The organism is Pseudomonadales bacterium, from assembly GCA_041395945.1.
Classification (GTDB): Bacteria; Pseudomonadota; Gammaproteobacteria; order Pseudomonadales; family Azotimanducaceae; genus SZUA-309.
This window is the reverse complement of record JAWKZN010000001.1, coordinates 2,601,061-2,617,230: the sequence shown is the minus strand read 5'-3', so window position 1 is coordinate 2,617,230 and position 16,170 is coordinate 2,601,061. Positions and strand designations below refer to the sequence as shown.

15 protein-coding genes and 1 pseudogene are annotated in these 16,170 nt (G+C 63.7%); 7 read left to right on the top strand and 9 right to left on the bottom strand.

The window, feature by feature from the left end:
• Window positions 1–6: 6 nt before the first annotated feature.
• The 6 genes from rsxE to metG are packed head-to-tail and all read right to left on the bottom strand — an operon-like array spanning window position 7 to window position 5,648.
• Window positions 7–684 carry an electron transport complex subunit RsxE gene (gene rsxE / locus R3E82_12075; GenBank protein MEZ5551620.1) on the bottom strand — a complete coding sequence of 226 codons (678 nt, stop codon included), beginning with the start codon at window positions 682–684 and terminating at the stop codon, window positions 7–9.
• A complete protein-coding gene (locus tag R3E82_12070) occupies window positions 672–1,187 on the bottom strand; it encodes an FMN-binding protein (GenBank protein ID MEZ5551619.1) in 516 nt (171 codons plus the stop codon). The genes rsxE and R3E82_12070 overlap by 13 nt, the downstream gene beginning before the upstream one ends.
• Complete coding sequence (locus R3E82_12065; protein MEZ5551618.1) at window positions 1,180–2,121, bottom strand: RnfABCDGE type electron transport complex subunit D; 942 nt, start codon at window positions 2,119–2,121, stop codon at window positions 1,180–1,182. Before R3E82_12065 ends, R3E82_12070 begins: the two co-directional genes overlap by 8 nt.
• A 1-nt stretch (window position 2,122) precedes the next feature.
• A complete protein-coding gene (locus R3E82_12060; protein MEZ5551617.1) occupies window positions 2,123–2,992 on the bottom strand; it encodes an RnfABCDGE type electron transport complex subunit B in 870 nt (289 codons plus the stop codon).
• 1 nt (window position 2,993) lies between these two features.
• Window positions 2,994–3,572 (bottom strand): electron transport complex subunit RsxA, encoded by a 579-nt coding sequence (rsxA, locus tag R3E82_12055; GenBank protein ID MEZ5551616.1) that lies wholly within the window; start codon window positions 3,570–3,572, stop codon window positions 2,994–2,996.
• Window positions 3,573–3,578: 6 nt separating this feature from the next.
• Window positions 3,579–5,648 carry a methionine--tRNA ligase gene (metG, locus tag R3E82_12050; protein MEZ5551615.1) on the bottom strand — a complete coding sequence of 690 codons (2,070 nt, stop codon included), beginning with the start codon at window positions 5,646–5,648 and terminating at the stop codon, window positions 3,579–3,581.
• Window positions 5,649–5,988: 340 nt separating this feature from the next.
• Between metG and apbC the strand changes: the two are divergent.
• A pseudogene (gene apbC, locus R3E82_12045) lies at window positions 5,989–6,792 on the top strand (iron-sulfur cluster carrier protein ApbC).
• 34 nt (window positions 6,793–6,826) lie between these two features.
• Window positions 6,827–7,390 carry a dCTP deaminase gene (dcd, locus tag R3E82_12040; protein MEZ5551614.1) on the top strand — a complete coding sequence of 188 codons (564 nt, stop codon included), beginning with the start codon at window positions 6,827–6,829 and terminating at the stop codon, window positions 7,388–7,390.
• 8 nt (window positions 7,391–7,398) lie between these two features.
• Here dcd and purM read toward each other — a convergent pair whose 3' ends face one another.
• Window positions 7,399–8,523 carry a phosphoribosylformylglycinamidine cyclo-ligase gene (purM, locus tag R3E82_12035; GenBank protein MEZ5551613.1) on the bottom strand — a complete coding sequence of 375 codons (1,125 nt, stop codon included), beginning with the start codon at window positions 8,521–8,523 and terminating at the stop codon, window positions 7,399–7,401.
• A 138-nt stretch (window positions 8,524–8,661) separates the two neighbouring features.
• On the opposite strand from purM, the gene R3E82_12030 reads away from it, so the two are divergent.
• From R3E82_12030 to R3E82_12010, 5 genes are all read left to right on the top strand, one after another.
• Complete coding sequence (locus tag R3E82_12030; protein ID MEZ5551612.1) at window positions 8,662–9,813, top strand: DUF2066 domain-containing protein; 1,152 nt, start codon at window positions 8,662–8,664, stop codon at window positions 9,811–9,813.
• Window positions 9,798–10,394: a CDP-alcohol phosphatidyltransferase family protein gene (locus tag R3E82_12025; GenBank protein ID MEZ5551611.1), complete on the top strand. Its 597-nt coding sequence runs from the start codon at window positions 9,798–9,800 to the stop codon at window positions 10,392–10,394. The genes R3E82_12030 and R3E82_12025 overlap by 16 nt, the downstream gene beginning before the upstream one ends.
• The gene (hda, locus tag R3E82_12020) at window positions 10,391–11,089 is read left to right on the top strand and encodes a DnaA regulatory inactivator Hda (GenBank protein MEZ5551610.1); all 699 of its coding nucleotides are present in this window, start codon (window positions 10,391–10,393) and stop codon (window positions 11,087–11,089) included. The genes R3E82_12025 and hda overlap by 4 nt, the downstream gene beginning before the upstream one ends.
• A complete protein-coding gene (locus R3E82_12015; protein ID MEZ5551609.1) occupies window positions 11,089–12,144 on the top strand; it encodes a UDP-N-acetylglucosamine--N-acetylmuramyl-(pentapeptide) pyrophosphoryl-undecaprenol N-acetylglucosamine transferase in 1,056 nt (351 codons plus the stop codon). Before hda ends, R3E82_12015 begins: the two co-directional genes overlap by 1 nt.
• 78 nt (window positions 12,145–12,222) lie before the next feature.
• The gene (locus R3E82_12010; GenBank protein ID MEZ5551608.1) at window positions 12,223–13,398 is read left to right on the top strand and encodes a phosphoglycerate dehydrogenase; all 1,176 of its coding nucleotides are present in this window, start codon (window positions 12,223–12,225) and stop codon (window positions 13,396–13,398) included.
• A gap of 1 nt (window position 13,399) precedes the next feature.
• Here R3E82_12010 and mnmD read toward each other — a convergent pair whose 3' ends face one another.
• Both mnmD and R3E82_12000 read right to left on the bottom strand, forming a co-directional pair.
• Window positions 13,400–15,394 carry a tRNA (5-methylaminomethyl-2-thiouridine)(34)-methyltransferase MnmD gene (mnmD, locus tag R3E82_12005; GenBank protein MEZ5551607.1) on the bottom strand — a complete coding sequence of 665 codons (1,995 nt, stop codon included), beginning with the start codon at window positions 15,392–15,394 and terminating at the stop codon, window positions 13,400–13,402.
• Window positions 15,316–16,170, bottom strand: a complete 855-nt coding sequence (locus R3E82_12000) for a sulfurtransferase (GenBank protein ID MEZ5551606.1) — start codon at window positions 16,168–16,170, stop codon at window positions 15,316–15,318. Before R3E82_12000 ends, mnmD begins: the two co-directional genes overlap by 79 nt.

The following is a 16,170-nucleotide window of genomic DNA, read 5'->3' as shown; positions in this document are numbered from 1 at the left end:
GGTTTGTCAGTCCCTGTCTTCCGCGGCTCGGTCAGTCCTGGCCAGTGTCCTCAGCACCCTGGCCGAGGCCAGCAGCAGCCCGGCAATAATGAAGGCCCCCGGTGGCAGCGCGGCGAGCAGAAGTCCACTGTCGACGCCGGGCAGCTGCAGGTGCCAAGACGCTGCTGACGGACCAAACAGCAGGTCCATGTTACCCAGCAGTCCGCCTGTTGCGAGCAGTTCGCGCACGCTGCCAAGCGCGATGAGTGCCAGGGCGAACCCGCAGGCAGTACCCAGCGCATCCATCAACGCCACACCGATCGGCTGCCGGCTTGCGAAGGCTTCCGCCCTGCCGAGAATCATGCAGTTGGTGACGATGATCTGCACGAACAGGGCGATGCGCAGATAGAGATCGAACGCGAATGCCTGCATCAGCAGTACGGCGAGCGTGGTAAAGGTAGCGATCACCAGTACAAAGCAGGGCAGCCGGGCGAAAGCGGGAATCTGGTGCCGTAACGCCGCGATCATCGAATTGGCGCCGACGAGCACCAGGGCACTGGCCGCGGCGAGACCGAGAGCGTTGACCAGACTGTTGCTCACCGCGAGCAGCGGGCAGAGTCCCAGCAACTGCACCCAGGCCGGATTGCGCTCGAGCACCCCCTCACGGAAAGTCTGCGCCGCTGTAGCGGGGGTCATCGTCTGCATTCCATCTCCGCGCCTGCTGTCCGATTGATGATCGCATTGAGCAGCGCCCGGCTGGTGATGGTCGCGCCGCTGACCGTATCGATCGCGCCGAGTTGCTGATGATCCTGTCCGCGCAGCCGGGCCATCCACCCCGTGTCCGGCCGATTCAGAAAATCGGCGATTCCCGGGGTTTCCTGATGCGCGGTCACCCTGAGCCTTTCCAGCCGGCCGTCCGCCAGGGTGGCCAGCAGGGTCATTGGTCCGCCATAGCCGGTCGTCTGCATTCTGTGCAGATACAGACCGGGTGCCGGGAGATACCAGCAGTCCCCGCCTGCGCTGACATCCGGAAGTTCCTCTGTGCTGAAGCTGTGTTCTGTGCCGAGCAGCAGACGCAGATCGTCTCGACTTTTCTGTGACTGGTTGTCGGCGATGCGCGGTGCGGTGAGCCAGTGGGTGAGACCGAGCAGGGCGGCACAGACTGCAGCGATCAGCAGCAGGCGGGTCGCGGCAAGCAGATCAGACACGGGCGCTGAGTCCGGCGAGGCGACGGTCGAGGTAGGGGGTCATGGCATTGGCCAGCAGCACGGCAAAGGCGATGCCGTCGGGATAGTTCCCGAAAGCGCGGATCAGAAACACGATGCTGCCCACGAGAAGTCCGAACAGCCACTGACCCTGACGGGAGGTGGGATGGGTCACCGGGTCGGTAACCACAAAGAATGCGGCGAGCAGGGTGCCGCCGGCCAGCCAGTGAAACAGCGGCGAACCATGGCTGGCGGAGCTGCCGCTGTCCCAGGTGAGTGCGGCCAGACCACCCAGTGCGAGCAGCATGCCGGTGCTGGTACGCCAGGCCGTGATGCGCAGAGACAGCAGGATCAGACCACCCAGCAGATAGCCGAGGTTGATCCATTCCCAGCCCGATGGCCCCAGGGTGCCGAACAGTCCACCGGCCAGATGCAGTTCTTCGATGGTCGCCGCGCCTTTGAAGCGCAGAGCCGTCAGTGCGGTCGCGCCGGTCAGAGCATCGACGGAAGCCTCGCTGACAGACGGAACACCTGCCAGAGCAGGCCAGGCGGCAAGCGCTGCCGGAAAACTGACGAGTACCACGGCGTAACCCACCATTGCCGGGTTGAAGACATTGTTGCCGAGTCCGCCGTAGGCGTATTTGCCGAGACAGATCCCAGCGGCCACTGCGAGCAGCAGCACAAACCAGGGGCAGGCGGGCGGCAGTGCGGCGGCGATCAGCAGTGCGGTCACCAGCACGCTGCCATCGCTCAATCCGGCGCGGATCGGTCGCTGCAGCAGCTTCAGACACCCGGCTTCGGTGCCGAGCCCGAAAGTGACGGCAAGCAGAAGGTTGTGCAGCACGCCAGTGCCGAACAGCAGTGTCTGGATGACCAGACCGGGCACCATGCACAGACTGACCAGCAGCATGATGCGGCGTGTGTCCAGCGTCGCCATGTCAGTGCTCGGAGTCCGTCAGCGCCGCGATCCTGGCGTTTCTGCGTTCGGCCGCGATCAGACCTTCCCGATTGAGCCTCGCGAGATGCTGCTCATAATCATCGCGGGCTTTGTCTGCCTGGCGGCTGGCCAGCTCCCGGCTTGCCAGTTTTTTCCGGGCTACTCTGAACACTGCGAGCAGATCTATGCTGCTGGGACACACGGAATTGCACAGACCGCATTCGATACAGCGCTCCAGGCCCAGATCCACTGCGCGGGACAGATCTTCGCCCCGGCTGTGCCACCACAGATGCTGGGGCGCCAGTGCTTCGGGGCAGACAGGTTCGCAGAGATTGCAGCGGATGCAGGGGGCATTGTCCGCCGGCAGAGCTGGCTCGGGTGGTACCGGCACCGCCACCAGCTCGATGCAGTCCATCGGGCAGGGTGCAATACACAGCTCACAACCGGTGCAGCGCTCGTTGATCACCGTGTGCAGGAAGCGTGGCGCGCCCACGATCGCGTCCACCGGACAGGCTTCGATGCACAGATAGCAACCCACACAGCGGGACTCGTCGATCAGTGCCCGTACCGGTGCCGGGGAGCCGATCCGGGCGCCGGGGTTGCGGTTGAGCAAATGGGCCAGCGCTGCCTGGGTAGCCGCGCCTCCGGGCGGGCAGAGGTTGATGGCTGCACCCTCAGCGACGGCCCGGGCATAGGGCCGGCAGCCGGGATAGCCGCACTGGGCGCACTGGGTCTGGGGCAGCAGGGCGTCGATGGCGTCGACCAGGGTTGTGTCCCCGGCAGGCAGCCGGCGTCTGAAGAGCAGCAGCGCCGTGGTTATGGCGGCGAACAGCCCCAGCAGCAGTGCGATGCTGTAGATGAGCGTAAGCATGTCAGTCCGCTAGGCCGGCGAAACCCATGAAGGCCAGCGACAGAATGCCGGCGCTGATCAGGGTGATGGGGCTGCCCTGAAAGGCGGCGGGAATGCGTGCCGCGCTCAACCGCTCCCTGAGCGCGGCGAAGAGCACCATGACCAGTGCAAAGCCCAGTGCCGCGCCCGCGGCGTAAACGAGGGTGCCCGCCAGGCTGAGGTCCTGCTGTACGGAAAGCAGGGCCACCCCGAGCACGGCGCAGTTGGTGGTGATCAGGGGCAGATAGATGCCGAGTACCTGATACAGCAGCGGACTGGTGCTGCGAAGGTAGAGTTCGGTGAGCTGCACCACACCGGCGATCACGACGATGAAGGTGATGATGCGCAGGTACTCGAGTCCCAGGGGCACCAGCAGGCCGACATTGAGCAGATAGCTGAGGGTTGCCGACAGTGTCAGTACGAAGGTGGTGGCAAGTCCCATGGCGGCCGCGGTGTCGTACTGGCCCGTGCTGCCGAAGAACGGGCACAGCCCCAGAAACTGCGCGAGCACAAAGTTATTGACGATGAGGGCGCCGAGCAGAATGAGAGCGAGTTCTCCCATCTGACTTCAGCGCACTAGCATGCCTGGTGCGGCCCCTGAATCCGGTTTCAACAGGAAGATCTCGCTGCCGCCGGGGCCTGCGGCAAGCACCATGCCTTCCGAGGTGCCGAAGCGCATCCTGCGGGGAGCGAGGTTGGCCACAACCACCGTGAGCTGACCGATCAGCGCTTCCGGTGTGTATGCCTGGCGGATGCCGGACAGCACCTGACGCTGACTGTCACCCAGATCCAGGGTGAGCTGCAGGAGTCTGTCGGCGCCTTCCACCGGAGTGGCAGCGGTGATCCGTGCCACCCGCAGTTCGATTTTGTTGAAGTCGTCGATGCTGATGAAGGCGTCCGATTCCTTGTTTTGAGCCCCCGCACCCGCATCCGTAACTTCACCGGTAGCGGCACTATCCGGGCTGTTGCTGCTCGCAGGCTTTGTCTCTGGTGCCTCGCTCACCGTGCTGGCAGCGACTATGGCGTCGAGTTTTTCGCGTTCCAGGCGCGCAAACAGCGGCCTGTAGGGCTCGATCCGATGGTCTGTCAGCGGCGTCTGGGCATCGGACCAGCGCAGCGGCGCTACCTTGAGAAAACTGGCGGCGTCTTCCGCCATGCGTGGCAGGATGGGCGCCAGATACACGGCCAGTACCCGGAACAGGTTGACTGCCTGGCTGCAGACAGCCTGTGTGGCCGCGTGCTGTTGCGGGTCTTTGATCATCGCCCAGGGTGCATGATCGGCGATGTAGCGGTTGGCCAGATCCGCCAGCGCGGTGATCTCCCGCACTGCTTTCGAGCAGTCGCCGGACTCGTAGTGGTCGGCGATGCTGGTCGAGGCCTGGGTGAAGCGGCCCCAGAGTGCCTGGTCGTGCAGTTCGGTAGCAAGGGTGCCGTCGAAGTGTCTGGTTATGAAGCCCGCACAGCGGCTGGCGATGTTCACCACCTTGCCGACCAGATCTGCGTTCACCCGCTGCACGAAGTCGTCGAGATTGATGTCCATGTCATCGACACTGCCATTGAGCTTGGTTGCGTAGTAGTAGCGCAGATATTCCGGCTCGAGGTGCTCGAGATAAGTCGAGGCATTGATGAAGGTGCCCCGGGATTTGGACATGCGGGTGCCGTTCACGGTGATGAAGCCGTGGGTGTGGATGCGGGTCGGCGTACGGAAACCGGCGCCGTCGAGGACCGCGGGCCAGAACAGCGCGTGGAAATTGATGATGTCCTTGCCGATGAAGTGATGGACTTCGGTCGAAGCACCGGCGGACCAGAATTCGTCGAAGGACACCTGGTTGTGCGCATCCGCAAAGTTACGGAAGCTCGCCATGTAACCTATGGGGGCATCCATCCAGACATAGAAGTACTTGTCGGTGGTCCCGGGAATCAGGAAGCCGAAATAGGGTGCGTCCCGGGAGATATCCCAGGGTCGCAGACCGGCTTCCATCCATTCGGCGAGCTTGTTCGCCACCTCGGGCTGCACGGTGCCGCTGGCCAGCCATTTGCGCAGAAAATCCGCATACTGAGGCAGATCGAAGAAGTAGTGCTCTGATGCGCGCACCACGGGTATGGCGCCGGACAGAGTGGAGCGCGGATTCTTCAGATCCATCGCATCGTAAGTGGCACTGCAGGCGTCGCAGTTGTCGCCGTACTGATCTGGTGTGCCACAGCGGGGGCACTCACCTTTGACAAAGCGATCTGCAAGAAACAGTTTCCGCTGTGGATCGTAGAGCTGCTCCACTTCCCGGGTGAAGATCAGTCCGCGCTGCTTGAGGCGATTGAATATCAGCTCAGAGTAGTGACGGTTTTCGTCCGAATGAGTGGTGTAGTAGTTATCGTGGCTGATCAGAAAACGCTCGAAATCGCGCGCATGCTCCGCACGGATGGTTTCGATCAGGGTCTCAGGGGTCATGTCGCGCTTTTCCGCGAGCAGCATGGTGGCGGTGCCATGGGTGTCGTCGGCACAGACATAGATCACCTGATGGCCGCGCATGCGCTGAAAGCGCACCCAGATGTCGGTCTGGATGTGTTCGAGCAGATGCCCCAGATGGATGGCGCCGCTGACGTACGGCAGAGCGCTGGTCACCAGAATACGTCGTGTCATGCGCGAAAGAAGTGCAGGTCGGAAAAACCGCGACTATAACTGCAAGTCTCCTATAATGCGCGGCTTTCGGGCTTTTCCAGCCTGGTGTGACGCGACGCGATGAGACGCGAAGAGATGAAGAATGAAAATTGAGCAGTTTCCCGACCCGCTCCTCGGCCGGACCTGGGGCGAACTCGGTGCCCGCATCCTGACCAGCGGTAAACGCATTGGTGTGACACTCGGCTATCCGGCCCAGGGGGCGGTTGCCGAGTATCAGCGACTGCTCGGTGAGTTTCTCGGCACCCCGGATATCGAGCTCGATCTGCAGTTCGTACCGCCGCCGGGGCGCGGTGTTCCCCAGATCCGCCATGTGATCGCTGTTGCCTCGGGCAAGGGCGGTGTCGGCAAATCCACCACGGCGGTCAATCTGGCGCTGGCCCTGGACCGGGAAGGGGCGAAGGTCGGCCTGCTCGATGCAGACATCTACGGCCCGAGCCAGGGCATGATGCTGGGGGTGGCGGAAGGCCGGCGGCCGGAAATACGCGGCGGTGACACCTTCGTGCCCATCAAGGCACACGGACTCCAGGCCATGTCCATGAGCTTCCTGATCACCGAAGAAACCCCCATGGTGTGGCGCGGGCCCATGGTGTCCGGTGCCCTGCAGCAGCTGCTCGGCAAAACAGCCTGGGACGATCTGGACTATCTGGTGGTGGATATGCCGCCCGGCACCGGCGACATACAGCTCACCCTTTCGCAACGCGTCCCGGTTTCCGGCGCCGTCATCGTCACCACGCCCCAGGACATCGCGCTGCTCGATGCGAAGAAAGGCATCGAGATGTTCCGCAAGGTGGACATCGAGGTACTCGGGGTAATCGAAAACATGAGCACCTTCATCTGCCCGAAGTGCGGCACCGCCAGCGACATTTTCGGCAGTGGTGGTGGCGCACGGATCGCGGCGGCGTTTGACACGCCGCTGCTCGGGGCTCTGCCTCTGACCCTGACCATCCGTGAACAGGCGGACGGGGGTAATCCGACGGTGGCGGCGGATCCTGAAGGTGCCGTGGCGGGCATATACCGCCGCGCCGCCCGGCATCTGGCTGCGCGTCTGTGGGAACGCAGCAGCAGCGCAGCTGCGGGACCCAGAATCTCCATGTCGGATGATTAGATCGATGAGCGCACGATGACAGAGGGAATTTTTCATGACGATCAAATCTGACCGCTGGATCCGCGAAATGGCGGAGAAAGGCATGATCGATCCTTTCGAACCGGCCCAGGTACGCTACTCGGGCTCGGAGAAGGTGATTTCCTATGGCACCTCGAGTTACGGCTACGATGTGCGCTGCGCGCCGGACTTCAAGGTGTTCACCAACATCTTCTCCGCCACGGTGGATCCGAAGAAATTCGACGAGCGCAGTTTTGTCGACGTGCGCGGCGATGTCTGTGTGATACCGCCGAATTCTTTCGCGCTGGCCAGCACCGTCGAGTACTTCCGGATACCGTCTGATGTGCTGACCATCTGCCTGGGTAAATCGACCTACGCGCGCTGCGGCATCATCGTCAATGTCACGCCGCTGGAGCCGGAGTGGGAGGGGCATGTGACCCTGGAATTTTCCAACACCACCACCCTGCCGGCGAAGATCTATGCCAACGAAGGTGTTGCCCAGATGCTGTTCTTCCAGTCGGATGAGCAGTGCGAGGTCACTTACAAGGCGCGGGGCGGGAAGTATCAGGGCCAGCGCGGGGTAACCCTGCCCAGAACCTGACGGTCGATTCAGCCGATCAGCAGTTGTCCGCTGCCGGCCCGGGTACCCGGATCGACCAGAGTGCCGATGCGGCGGGGATGTTCACCGGCTTCCTCGAGCAGGGCGATGGCCGCATCCAGCTGATCTGCCTGCACGGCAATGACAAAGCCCAGGCCGCAGTTGAAAGTCCGCAGCATTTCCCGCTCTGCCACATTGCCCGCCTGCTGCAGCCAGCTGAACACATCGGCCCGCTGCCAGCTGTCGACATCGATCAGGGCCGCAAGCGGCCGCCCGGACCACATCCGGGGCAGATTCTCCAGCACACCACCGCCGGTGATGTGCGCCATTCCTTTGATGCCGGGACCGGGGTTGGCTGCTGCGGCAAGACGGCGGCGCAGTTGCAGTACCGATTTTGCGTAGATGCGGGTGGGTGCCAGCAGTTCATCGAGCATCTTCGGTGAAGGCAGGAGCGTACGGTCTTCGAGGATTCTGCGGATCAGGGAATAACCGTTGGAGTGGGGGCCGCTGCTGGGCAGGCCGATGAGGACATCGCCCGGAGTGAGGTCCGCACCGCTGATGATTTCAGATTTTTCGACCACGCCCACACAGAACCCGGCGAGATCGTAGTCGCCGCCGCTGTAGAAGCCGGGCATTTCTGCCGTTTCGCCACCAACCAGTGCGCAACCGGCAAGTTCGCAACCCAGGGCGATGCCTTTGATCACCCGCTCGGCGACATCGACGTCGAGTTTACCGGTGGCGTAGTAGTCGAGGAACAGGAAGGGCTCGGCGCCGGTCACCAGCACGTCGTTCACACACATGGCCACCAGATCCTGGCCGACGGTGTCGTGGCGATCGTGGTCGATGGCAAGTTTGAGTTTGGTGCCGACACCGTCTGTTCCGGTCACCAGCACCGGCTGCCTGTACCCTGCGGGCAGTTCTGCAAGGGCGGCAAAACCACCCAGACCGCTCAGCAGTTCAGGGCGGCTCGTCGCCCGGGCGGCCGGGCCGATGCGACGGATGAGCTCATCCCCGGCGTCGATATCGACACCGGCATCCCGGTAGGTGAGGCTCTTTTTTGGTGCATTTTCCGCTGTGCCGGCTGATCCGCCCTGGGGGTGGGCGCCGGGTGCGTCGCTCTGTTTTCGGGAACCCAATTCCGTGGCCAGCATCAGCAAAATGGGGGCGAGAGTGTATCAGACCTCCGAGCGCCAAATTCGGTAAACTTGCCGCCCTTTTGCGGCGTTGGAGCTGGCCTCTTGGTGAGAGGGCAAGGTGGGCGAACGGCCCCTGCAGTGCGATCGGAAGTGATTGCTGCGGTGAAATCTGCGGCGAGATCTGCAACAGCGGCGGCGCAGGCTGCCGGCGCTGTCGTGGTCGCGAGCGCTGCACAGGTAATTCTGCTGATCGGCAGCCTGACCGGCAGCGCCGCCTGGTCGGTCGCGCCGGTACCCTGGCTGTACGAGGTTGCGGTGCCTGTGGCTTCCCAGAGCGCCGAGGACCGTGGCGCTGCGTCCTCAGCAGCCCTGCTGGAACTGCTTGGCCGCCTGTCCGGTCTCGCCTATGTGCCCCGTACCCCGGAAGTAGCGCGGGCTCTGGCTTCACCGGAGTCCTACTACAGCCAGTTCCGCTTTGCCGAGGCCCGGTCCGGCCCGGATGTGCCGTCCGGTGCCCTGGATCTGGTGGTGCAGTTTGATCCGCAGCCCGTGCAGGAACTGATCAAACGCGCCCAGCTGCCGATCTGGCGATCTGTGCGTGAGCAGGTGCTGGTCTGGGTCGTCCTTCAGGAAGGGGGCGCGCGGACTCTGCTCGGCGCGCGACCGGAAATGCCACTGGCCGCGGAAGTTGCCCAGGCGATGCAGCGCCGAGCCCGTGTGCGGGGACTGCCACTGACCCTGCCCCTGCTCGATCTTGAAGATCAGATGAATGTCTCCGAAGCCGCGGTATGGGGCAGGCTGACCCAGGTTCTCGAACCCGCCGCCGCGCGCTACGGCGCGGATGTGGTGGTTGTCGGTCGCGCCGAACTGCAGGCACAGACGGGCTGGGTGAGCGACTGGGTGTTCTGGATCGACGGAGAGGAGCTGACCTTCAGTGGTGAAGGTGCAGACCTCGCGGAACAGGCCGGCGCTGCAGTGGACCTGGTGGCCACGGAACTTGCCGATCGACGCGCCGTGCTCGGGCGCGCGGCGGGCCAGCTGCTGATTGCCGTTTCCGGATTGCGCAGTGCCGCAGACTATGGATCGCTGCTGCGCTATTTCGGCGGGCTGGAGTTCATCGAACAGGTGGATGTGGCGGAACTGATGGGGGACCGGCTGCTGGTGCGCCTCACCACTCCCGCCTCCGTGGAGCAGCTCATGCGCCTGTTCAGCGCCGACGGCAGGCTCTTCGAAGACCAGCTGGCCATTTCACCGATCAGCGACCTCAGTCTGGTATGGCGGGTGCGCTGACAGCGATCGTGCAGATTTCCCAGCTCCCCAATGTGATCACGACGATACGCATCCTGCTGGTGGTGCCCACCGCCTGGCTGCTGCTCGAAGATCGCTATGTGGACGCCCTGGTGCTGATGAGCATTGCCGGCGCGAGTGATGCGCTGGATGGCTGGATGGCACGGCAGTTCGGCTGGACCAGCCGTTTCGGTGCCGCGATGGATCCGGTGGCGGACAAACTGCTGGTGGCGGCCATGTTCATCGCTTTCACCGTGCAGGGGCACATTCCGATCTGGGTGGCCGCGATTGCGGTCGGGCGGGATGCGGTGATTCTCAGCGGGGCAGGTCTCTATAGACTGCTCTTCGAGCAGATCGAGTTTGCGCCTACGTTTATCAGCAAAGCCAACACCGCCATGCAGATCGTCATGCTGCTGCTGCTGCTGGTCGAGCTGTGTGAGTTTCCGTTCCTCAGTACCACCGCCGGGCAGCTGGTGGACCCCTACTGCTTCTACATTCTGGCAGTGCTGGGTATCGGCTCCGGCCTCGATTACGTGTTCACCTGGGGCCGCCGGGCCTGGCACAACAGGCGCCGCTCCGCGTGAGCGATCAGCTCCGCCAGCTGACGATTCCGCTGCGGCTCAATGCGTTGTGCGACTTCGAAAATTTTCATGCGGGCCGCAACGCTGAACTGGTGAACCGTCTCGAGAATCTTACTGCGGCCGGGGTTTTTTCCGGGCTGTTTCTGTGGGGACAGAAAGGGCGCGGCTGCAGCCATCTGCTGCAGGCGACCTGCCACCGATTTACCGCAGCTGGCAGACGCTCAGCCTACCTGCCGCTGGCGGATCTGCCCCGGGACCCCGATCTGTTGAGTGGGCTGGAGGACGCCGATCTGGTGGCTGTCGATGATCTGCAGACCTGGCTGGGCTCAGTCGCCAGAGAAAGCGCACTCATGGCGCTTTATCAGGGGCTCCTCGCCAGCGGACGGCGCCTGCTGGTGGCGTCTGCGGCCGCCCCGACGAAGCTCGACTTCGCCCTGGCGGATCTGGCCTCGCGCATGCGTGGTCTGGAAGTCTTCGAGGTACAACCCCTGGATGACGATGGCCTGCGCGATGTGCTCACCCTGGTGGCCAGGCGCAAGGGGCTGACCCTCGATGAAGCCGTGCTGGATTTCTGGCTGCACCGCTCCAGCCGTCATCTGCCGGATCTGCTGGAACAGCTGGAAGCCCTGGATCTCGCCGCCCTCGCTGCCCAGCGTCGACTCACGATTCCCCTGCTCAAAGCGGTTCTGGAGCTCTGATGCACGTGGTCTGCACCGGTGGTGGTACGGCGGGGCATGTGGTGCCCGCCATTCCCGTGATACAGGCGCTGCTTGCCGAGGGACACCGGGTCAGCTTTGTCGGCAGCCGCTCCGGGCTGGAGGCGCAGCTGCTCGGTGATCTGCCGATCGCCTATCACGGCATCGCGGCGGGCAAACTGCGCCGCTATCTGTCATTCGAAAACTTCCTGGACGCCTTCAAGGTGCTGTTCGGCATCCTCGAAGCACTGGTACTGCTCAAGCGGCTGAAGGCTGACGTGGTGTTTTCCAAAGGGGGCTTTGTGAGTTTTCCCCTCGTGCTCGCCGCCGGTCTGTGGCGGATTCCTGTGGTGGCACACGAGTCCGACCTTACACCCGGTCTGGCCAACCGGCTCGCCTTGCCCTTCGTGCACAGCCTCTGTGTGAATTTTCCGGACACTAAGCCTGCGCGCTTTGCGGGCCGGCTCATCTGCACGGGGACACCGGTGCGCCAGGCTCTGCTTGATGGCAGCCCGGAACGCGGCCGCGCGCTCCTGGGTGTGGATGCCGGGCGACGGATCCTGCTGGTCACCGGTGGCAGTCTCGGCGCGGACCGGCTCAATGCGGTGGTGCGCGCAGCGCTCCCGCAACTGCTGCCCGAAGCGGATGTCGTTCTGGTGTGTGGACCGGGCAAGCTCAGCGGCATCGAGCGGACCGGCTTCCATGAATTCGAGTTTGTCAGCGACGCCTGGGGGGACCTGCTGGCCTGTGCGGATCTGGTGGTTTCCAGAGCGGGTGCTAACACCCTGTATGAGCTGCTGTGCCTGGGTAAGCCCAACATCCTGGTGCCGCTTTCGCGTAAGGCCAGCCGGGGAGATCAGATAGAGAATGCCGCCTATGCCCGGCGCCAGGGATTCAGCCGGGTGCTGCAGGAAGAGGATCTCGCGCCACAGCCGCTTGTCGCACTGGTAATCGATGCGCTGGAAGAGACGCATTCTGGCAGAATGGCCGGCTTCCAGCCGCCGGACTCGGTACGTCTCATCTGTGAGGCGATCACAGAGGCCGTCAAAGCTGCCTGAGCGGTCGGGCGCCCGCACGGGATGCCGGTGGAGATCAGGCCCCGGTGCGAACCCTATTCGAAAGTGAAGGACCCTGTGATGTACAAAATCAGAACCTACAATCAGATCGCCGTGCGCGGCCTCGAACGGTTTCCGCGGGACCGCTATGAAGTGAGCTCCGAAATAGCGGATCCGCATGCGATACTGCTGCGTTCTCATCAGCTCGAGGGCGCACAGCTCAGTCAGAGCGTCCGTGCCGTAGCCCGGGCGGGTGCCGGTTTCAACAATGTGCCGGTCGCAGAATGCACTGAGCGTGGCATCGTCGTTTTCAATACTCCGGGTGCCAATGCAAACTCGGTGAAAGAGCTTGTCATGGCAGCGCTGCTGCTGTCTGCCCGGGATATCGTGGGCGGCATACAGTTCGTAATGAGCCTGAAAGGAATCGCTGACGAAGCAGAACTGGATCGTCTGGTCGAGGCTGAAAAGAAACGCTTCAAGGGTCGTGAGCTCTATGGCAAGTCGCTTGGTGTGGTGGGGCTCGGTGCGATTGGATCGCTGGTCGCCCGGGCCGCGCTGGACATGGGTATGAAAGTGCTGGGCTTCGATCCGGCAATCTCAGTGGATGCCGCCTGGCGTTTGCCCAGTGAGGTTCAACGCATGGAGAACCTGCCGAGTCTTTTCTCCCGTTCCGATTACGTGACCCTGCATGTGCCGTTGATGGCGGAAACCCGGGGCATGATCAATGAGGAGAGCCTGCGCTCTTTTCGTAAGGGCAGTGTGCTGCTGAATTTTGCCCGCCAGCCGATCGTGGACACCCTGGCACTCAAAAAGTGTCTGGACGATGGTCGCGTGGGCCTCTATGTTGCAGACTTTCCGGTACCCGGCCTCACCGAGCATCCCAATGTGCGGCTTACGCCGCACCTCGGCGCCAGCACGGACGAGGCGGAAGAGAACTGCGCGGTCATGGCGGCGGAGCAGCTCGTCGAGTTTCTTGAAACCGGCAATATCCGCAATTCGGTCAATTTTCCGGCGGTGAACCTGGAACCCGTGGGGGGCAACCGGATCGCGATCACCAATCGCAACGTGCCCGGCATGCTCGGCCAGATCACCTCTCTGCTTGCGGAGCGGCAGATCAACGTGGTGGACATGATCAACAAGAGTCGGGGCGATGTGGCCTACAACCTGATCGATGTCGGCGGAGATGCGCCGGATGGCCTGGTGGAGGCGATCCGCGGCATCAGCAGTGTGATGAACGTGCGCGAGTTTGTGATCTGAGTCAGCCTGAACCGGTCGCGCCGAAACGATAACCCCTGCGGGCCTGCCTGCGGCGGAACCGGGCGGGGGAGACCGCTTCGGTGAGGTCGCCGGTAGCAGGCGTGAACTCCCCGAGGATGTGTGCGCTGATCAGCAGCGCACTGAAGTGCGCGCTCACCGTGCCCATGGACCCGTGACCCGTGGTTACGTAGCGATCCGGCAGGCAATCTCCTTCCAGAGTCGTCAGTGGTCCGGCAATCGGCACCCGGTCCGAAGAAACACAGCGCAGGGCCTTGTGATGTCCGGCACTCCGCCAGCCTTCGAGCCCGTAGCCGGTGCTGTGTGCCAGATTCGCCCGGGTCGCGCGCTCGACCGACCAGGGCCGATACTCGTAGGTCGCTCCGACGCCAATGCGGCGGATCGTCTCCCGGTCCGTGCAGGCCCCCGGGTCGCCCCCGCAAAGGTCGGATCCCGGCACTGCCAGATCAGCGGGTGCGAGATAGCCGGGTCCGACCAGCGCGCAGCGCAGCGCATCCGGGTCGGGTACGGCGGCCTCGAGCAGATTGATCTGGCCACCGATCCGGCTCAATTCCAGATAGCCTGCGCCGGGAAACGTCCGGGATTCGAAACCGGCCGCCAGCACCGCGGCCGCGTCCGGCCAGTCTGCAACCCTGGTTCCCGGCCGGTACTCGATGCGCGGATGGTCCAGAAGGGCGCGGCAGAATCTGGGAGTGTCCAGCACACAGGCATCCGGGAACCAGAGCGCCGGGGTGCCGAGCGACAGTCCGCAGCGCGCACTTGCCTCTCGCGCATCCAGCATCTGGATCCAGTCTCCGCTGGCGGAACAGGCCTGGGCCAGCTGCTGCAGCCGTTCCAGCGGAAAGTTGGCGGACGGCAGCTGCAAAGCACCAATACGGCAGATTCCGGTACCAGGGAGATCTGCAAAGCTGCGGCAGTAGTGGGCCGCATAGAGAAACATGTGCAAGCGCAGACCGGAATCCTGATTGAGCCCCTGGAGCCGCCCGTGCATCACGGTGATTGGCACGCTGCTGGATGCTGGATCAGCCGAAACAGCAGCGGCACTCGACGTACCTGATGCACCAGTGCCGGAGTCGAAGATCTGCACCTCAACGCCTGCTTCGGCGAGATGGCGCGCGGTACTGGCACCCGCCAGTCCCGCACCGATCACGTGAACCTGGCGCGGTGGAGTGAATGCCGGCAGTCCGGCCCCTTCGAAGACGCCGGCGAGGCTTTCCCGTTTGTGAGGTCGCTGATCCACCCGCCGGGTGTTGAAACCGGCGGCAATCAGTCCGCGGCGCACCCGTCCGGCGGAGGTGAAGGTCGTCACCCTGGTGCCCGGCTGCGACAGCCCGGCCATGCCATTGAACAGCGCCAGGGTCCACAGATCGGGATTGCGATCCGGTGCAAAGCCATCGAGCAGCCAGAGATCGAATGGCTGGCGCTGCCCGCCGGCAAGCAGATCCAGCCCGGTCCGCGCGTCGCCGAAAAACAGCGACAGGGTGATCAACCCGTCGCAGAGCGTCCTGCGGTGCCAACCGGAAATCAGCGGGGGGTAGATGCGGGCAAGTTCGCCGTAAATGGGTAGCGGTTCCGCGGCTGCCTGTCCGCTTCCGCCGGTCCGGCGTTCCGCCAGGGCGTGGAAATCCCGGTTGGACAGGGGCGCTGACTCGAAGCTGACGAAATGCAGGGGCACACGGCGGGCCAGGCAGCGCTGGGCGATCACCGCGAAATTCAGACCCGTGCCGAAACCCGTTTCGCCGATCATCATGCGCCTGCCGGTGGCAAGACGCTGCTCGAAATCCGCCGGCTGGAGGAACACGCGCTGCACCTCCCGGACCCCATCCGGCGCGTGGTAGATGTCGCCGAAGGTTGCTGAATACGGCTGGTCGTCGCGCCAGACGAGGTCGGCGGCTCGAATCATGGCCGACCAGCGGGCTGCGGCGTGGAAGCCACGGGAGTCGCGGGTATGCGGGGTCTTGACGGGTCCCGGATCCACTCACTCCAGGAGCCCGGGTAGAGGAAGGGTTCGGGATATCCCGCGATCCGCATCGCCAGCACATTGTGCGCGGCGGTCACGCCGGATCCGCAGTAGCAGACCACGGGCTCGACCAGGTCTGCAAAGCGCTCGCGCAGCAGATCGGCACTGAGGAAGCGTCCGCTGCTGTCCAGATTGCCCTGGAAGGGCAGGCAGCGGGCACCGGGAATGTGACCGGCCACCGGATCTACGGGCTCTTCCGTACCGCTGAAACGGGCTTCGCTGCGGGCGTCAGTGAGCTGGAAATCCTCCCCACGGCTGAGCAGGGTAGCTGCATCCACGGTGCGGGTGAGAGAAGGACGGATGCTGAAGTTTCCGGGTACAACAGCCCTGGTCTCCTCTGTCAGTTCACCGCACCAGCCTGCCAGCCCGCCATCCAGCAGCGCGACGGCTTCGTGGCCGAGCCAGCGCAGGCACCACCAGGCACGTCCGGCGAAGGCACCACCGGCATCGTCGTAGACGACGACCTGATCCGCGTCGTTTATACCCAGCGACCGCAGTTTGAAGGCCAGCTGCTCAGGGTCGGGCAAGGGATGGCGCCCGCCCTCGCCGGGTGCTGCGGCCAGATCCCGATCGAGGTCGAGGTGCCGGGCGCCGGGGATGTGTCCCGCCTCGAAGCGGCGGCGACCGGCCTCGGTATCCCCGAGCACGGCTCGACAGTCTAATAGCCTGACAATGTCTTGCTGCAGTAACTTTTCGAGGGATAGCGGGTCTATGAGGGTGTCGTATCGGATCAT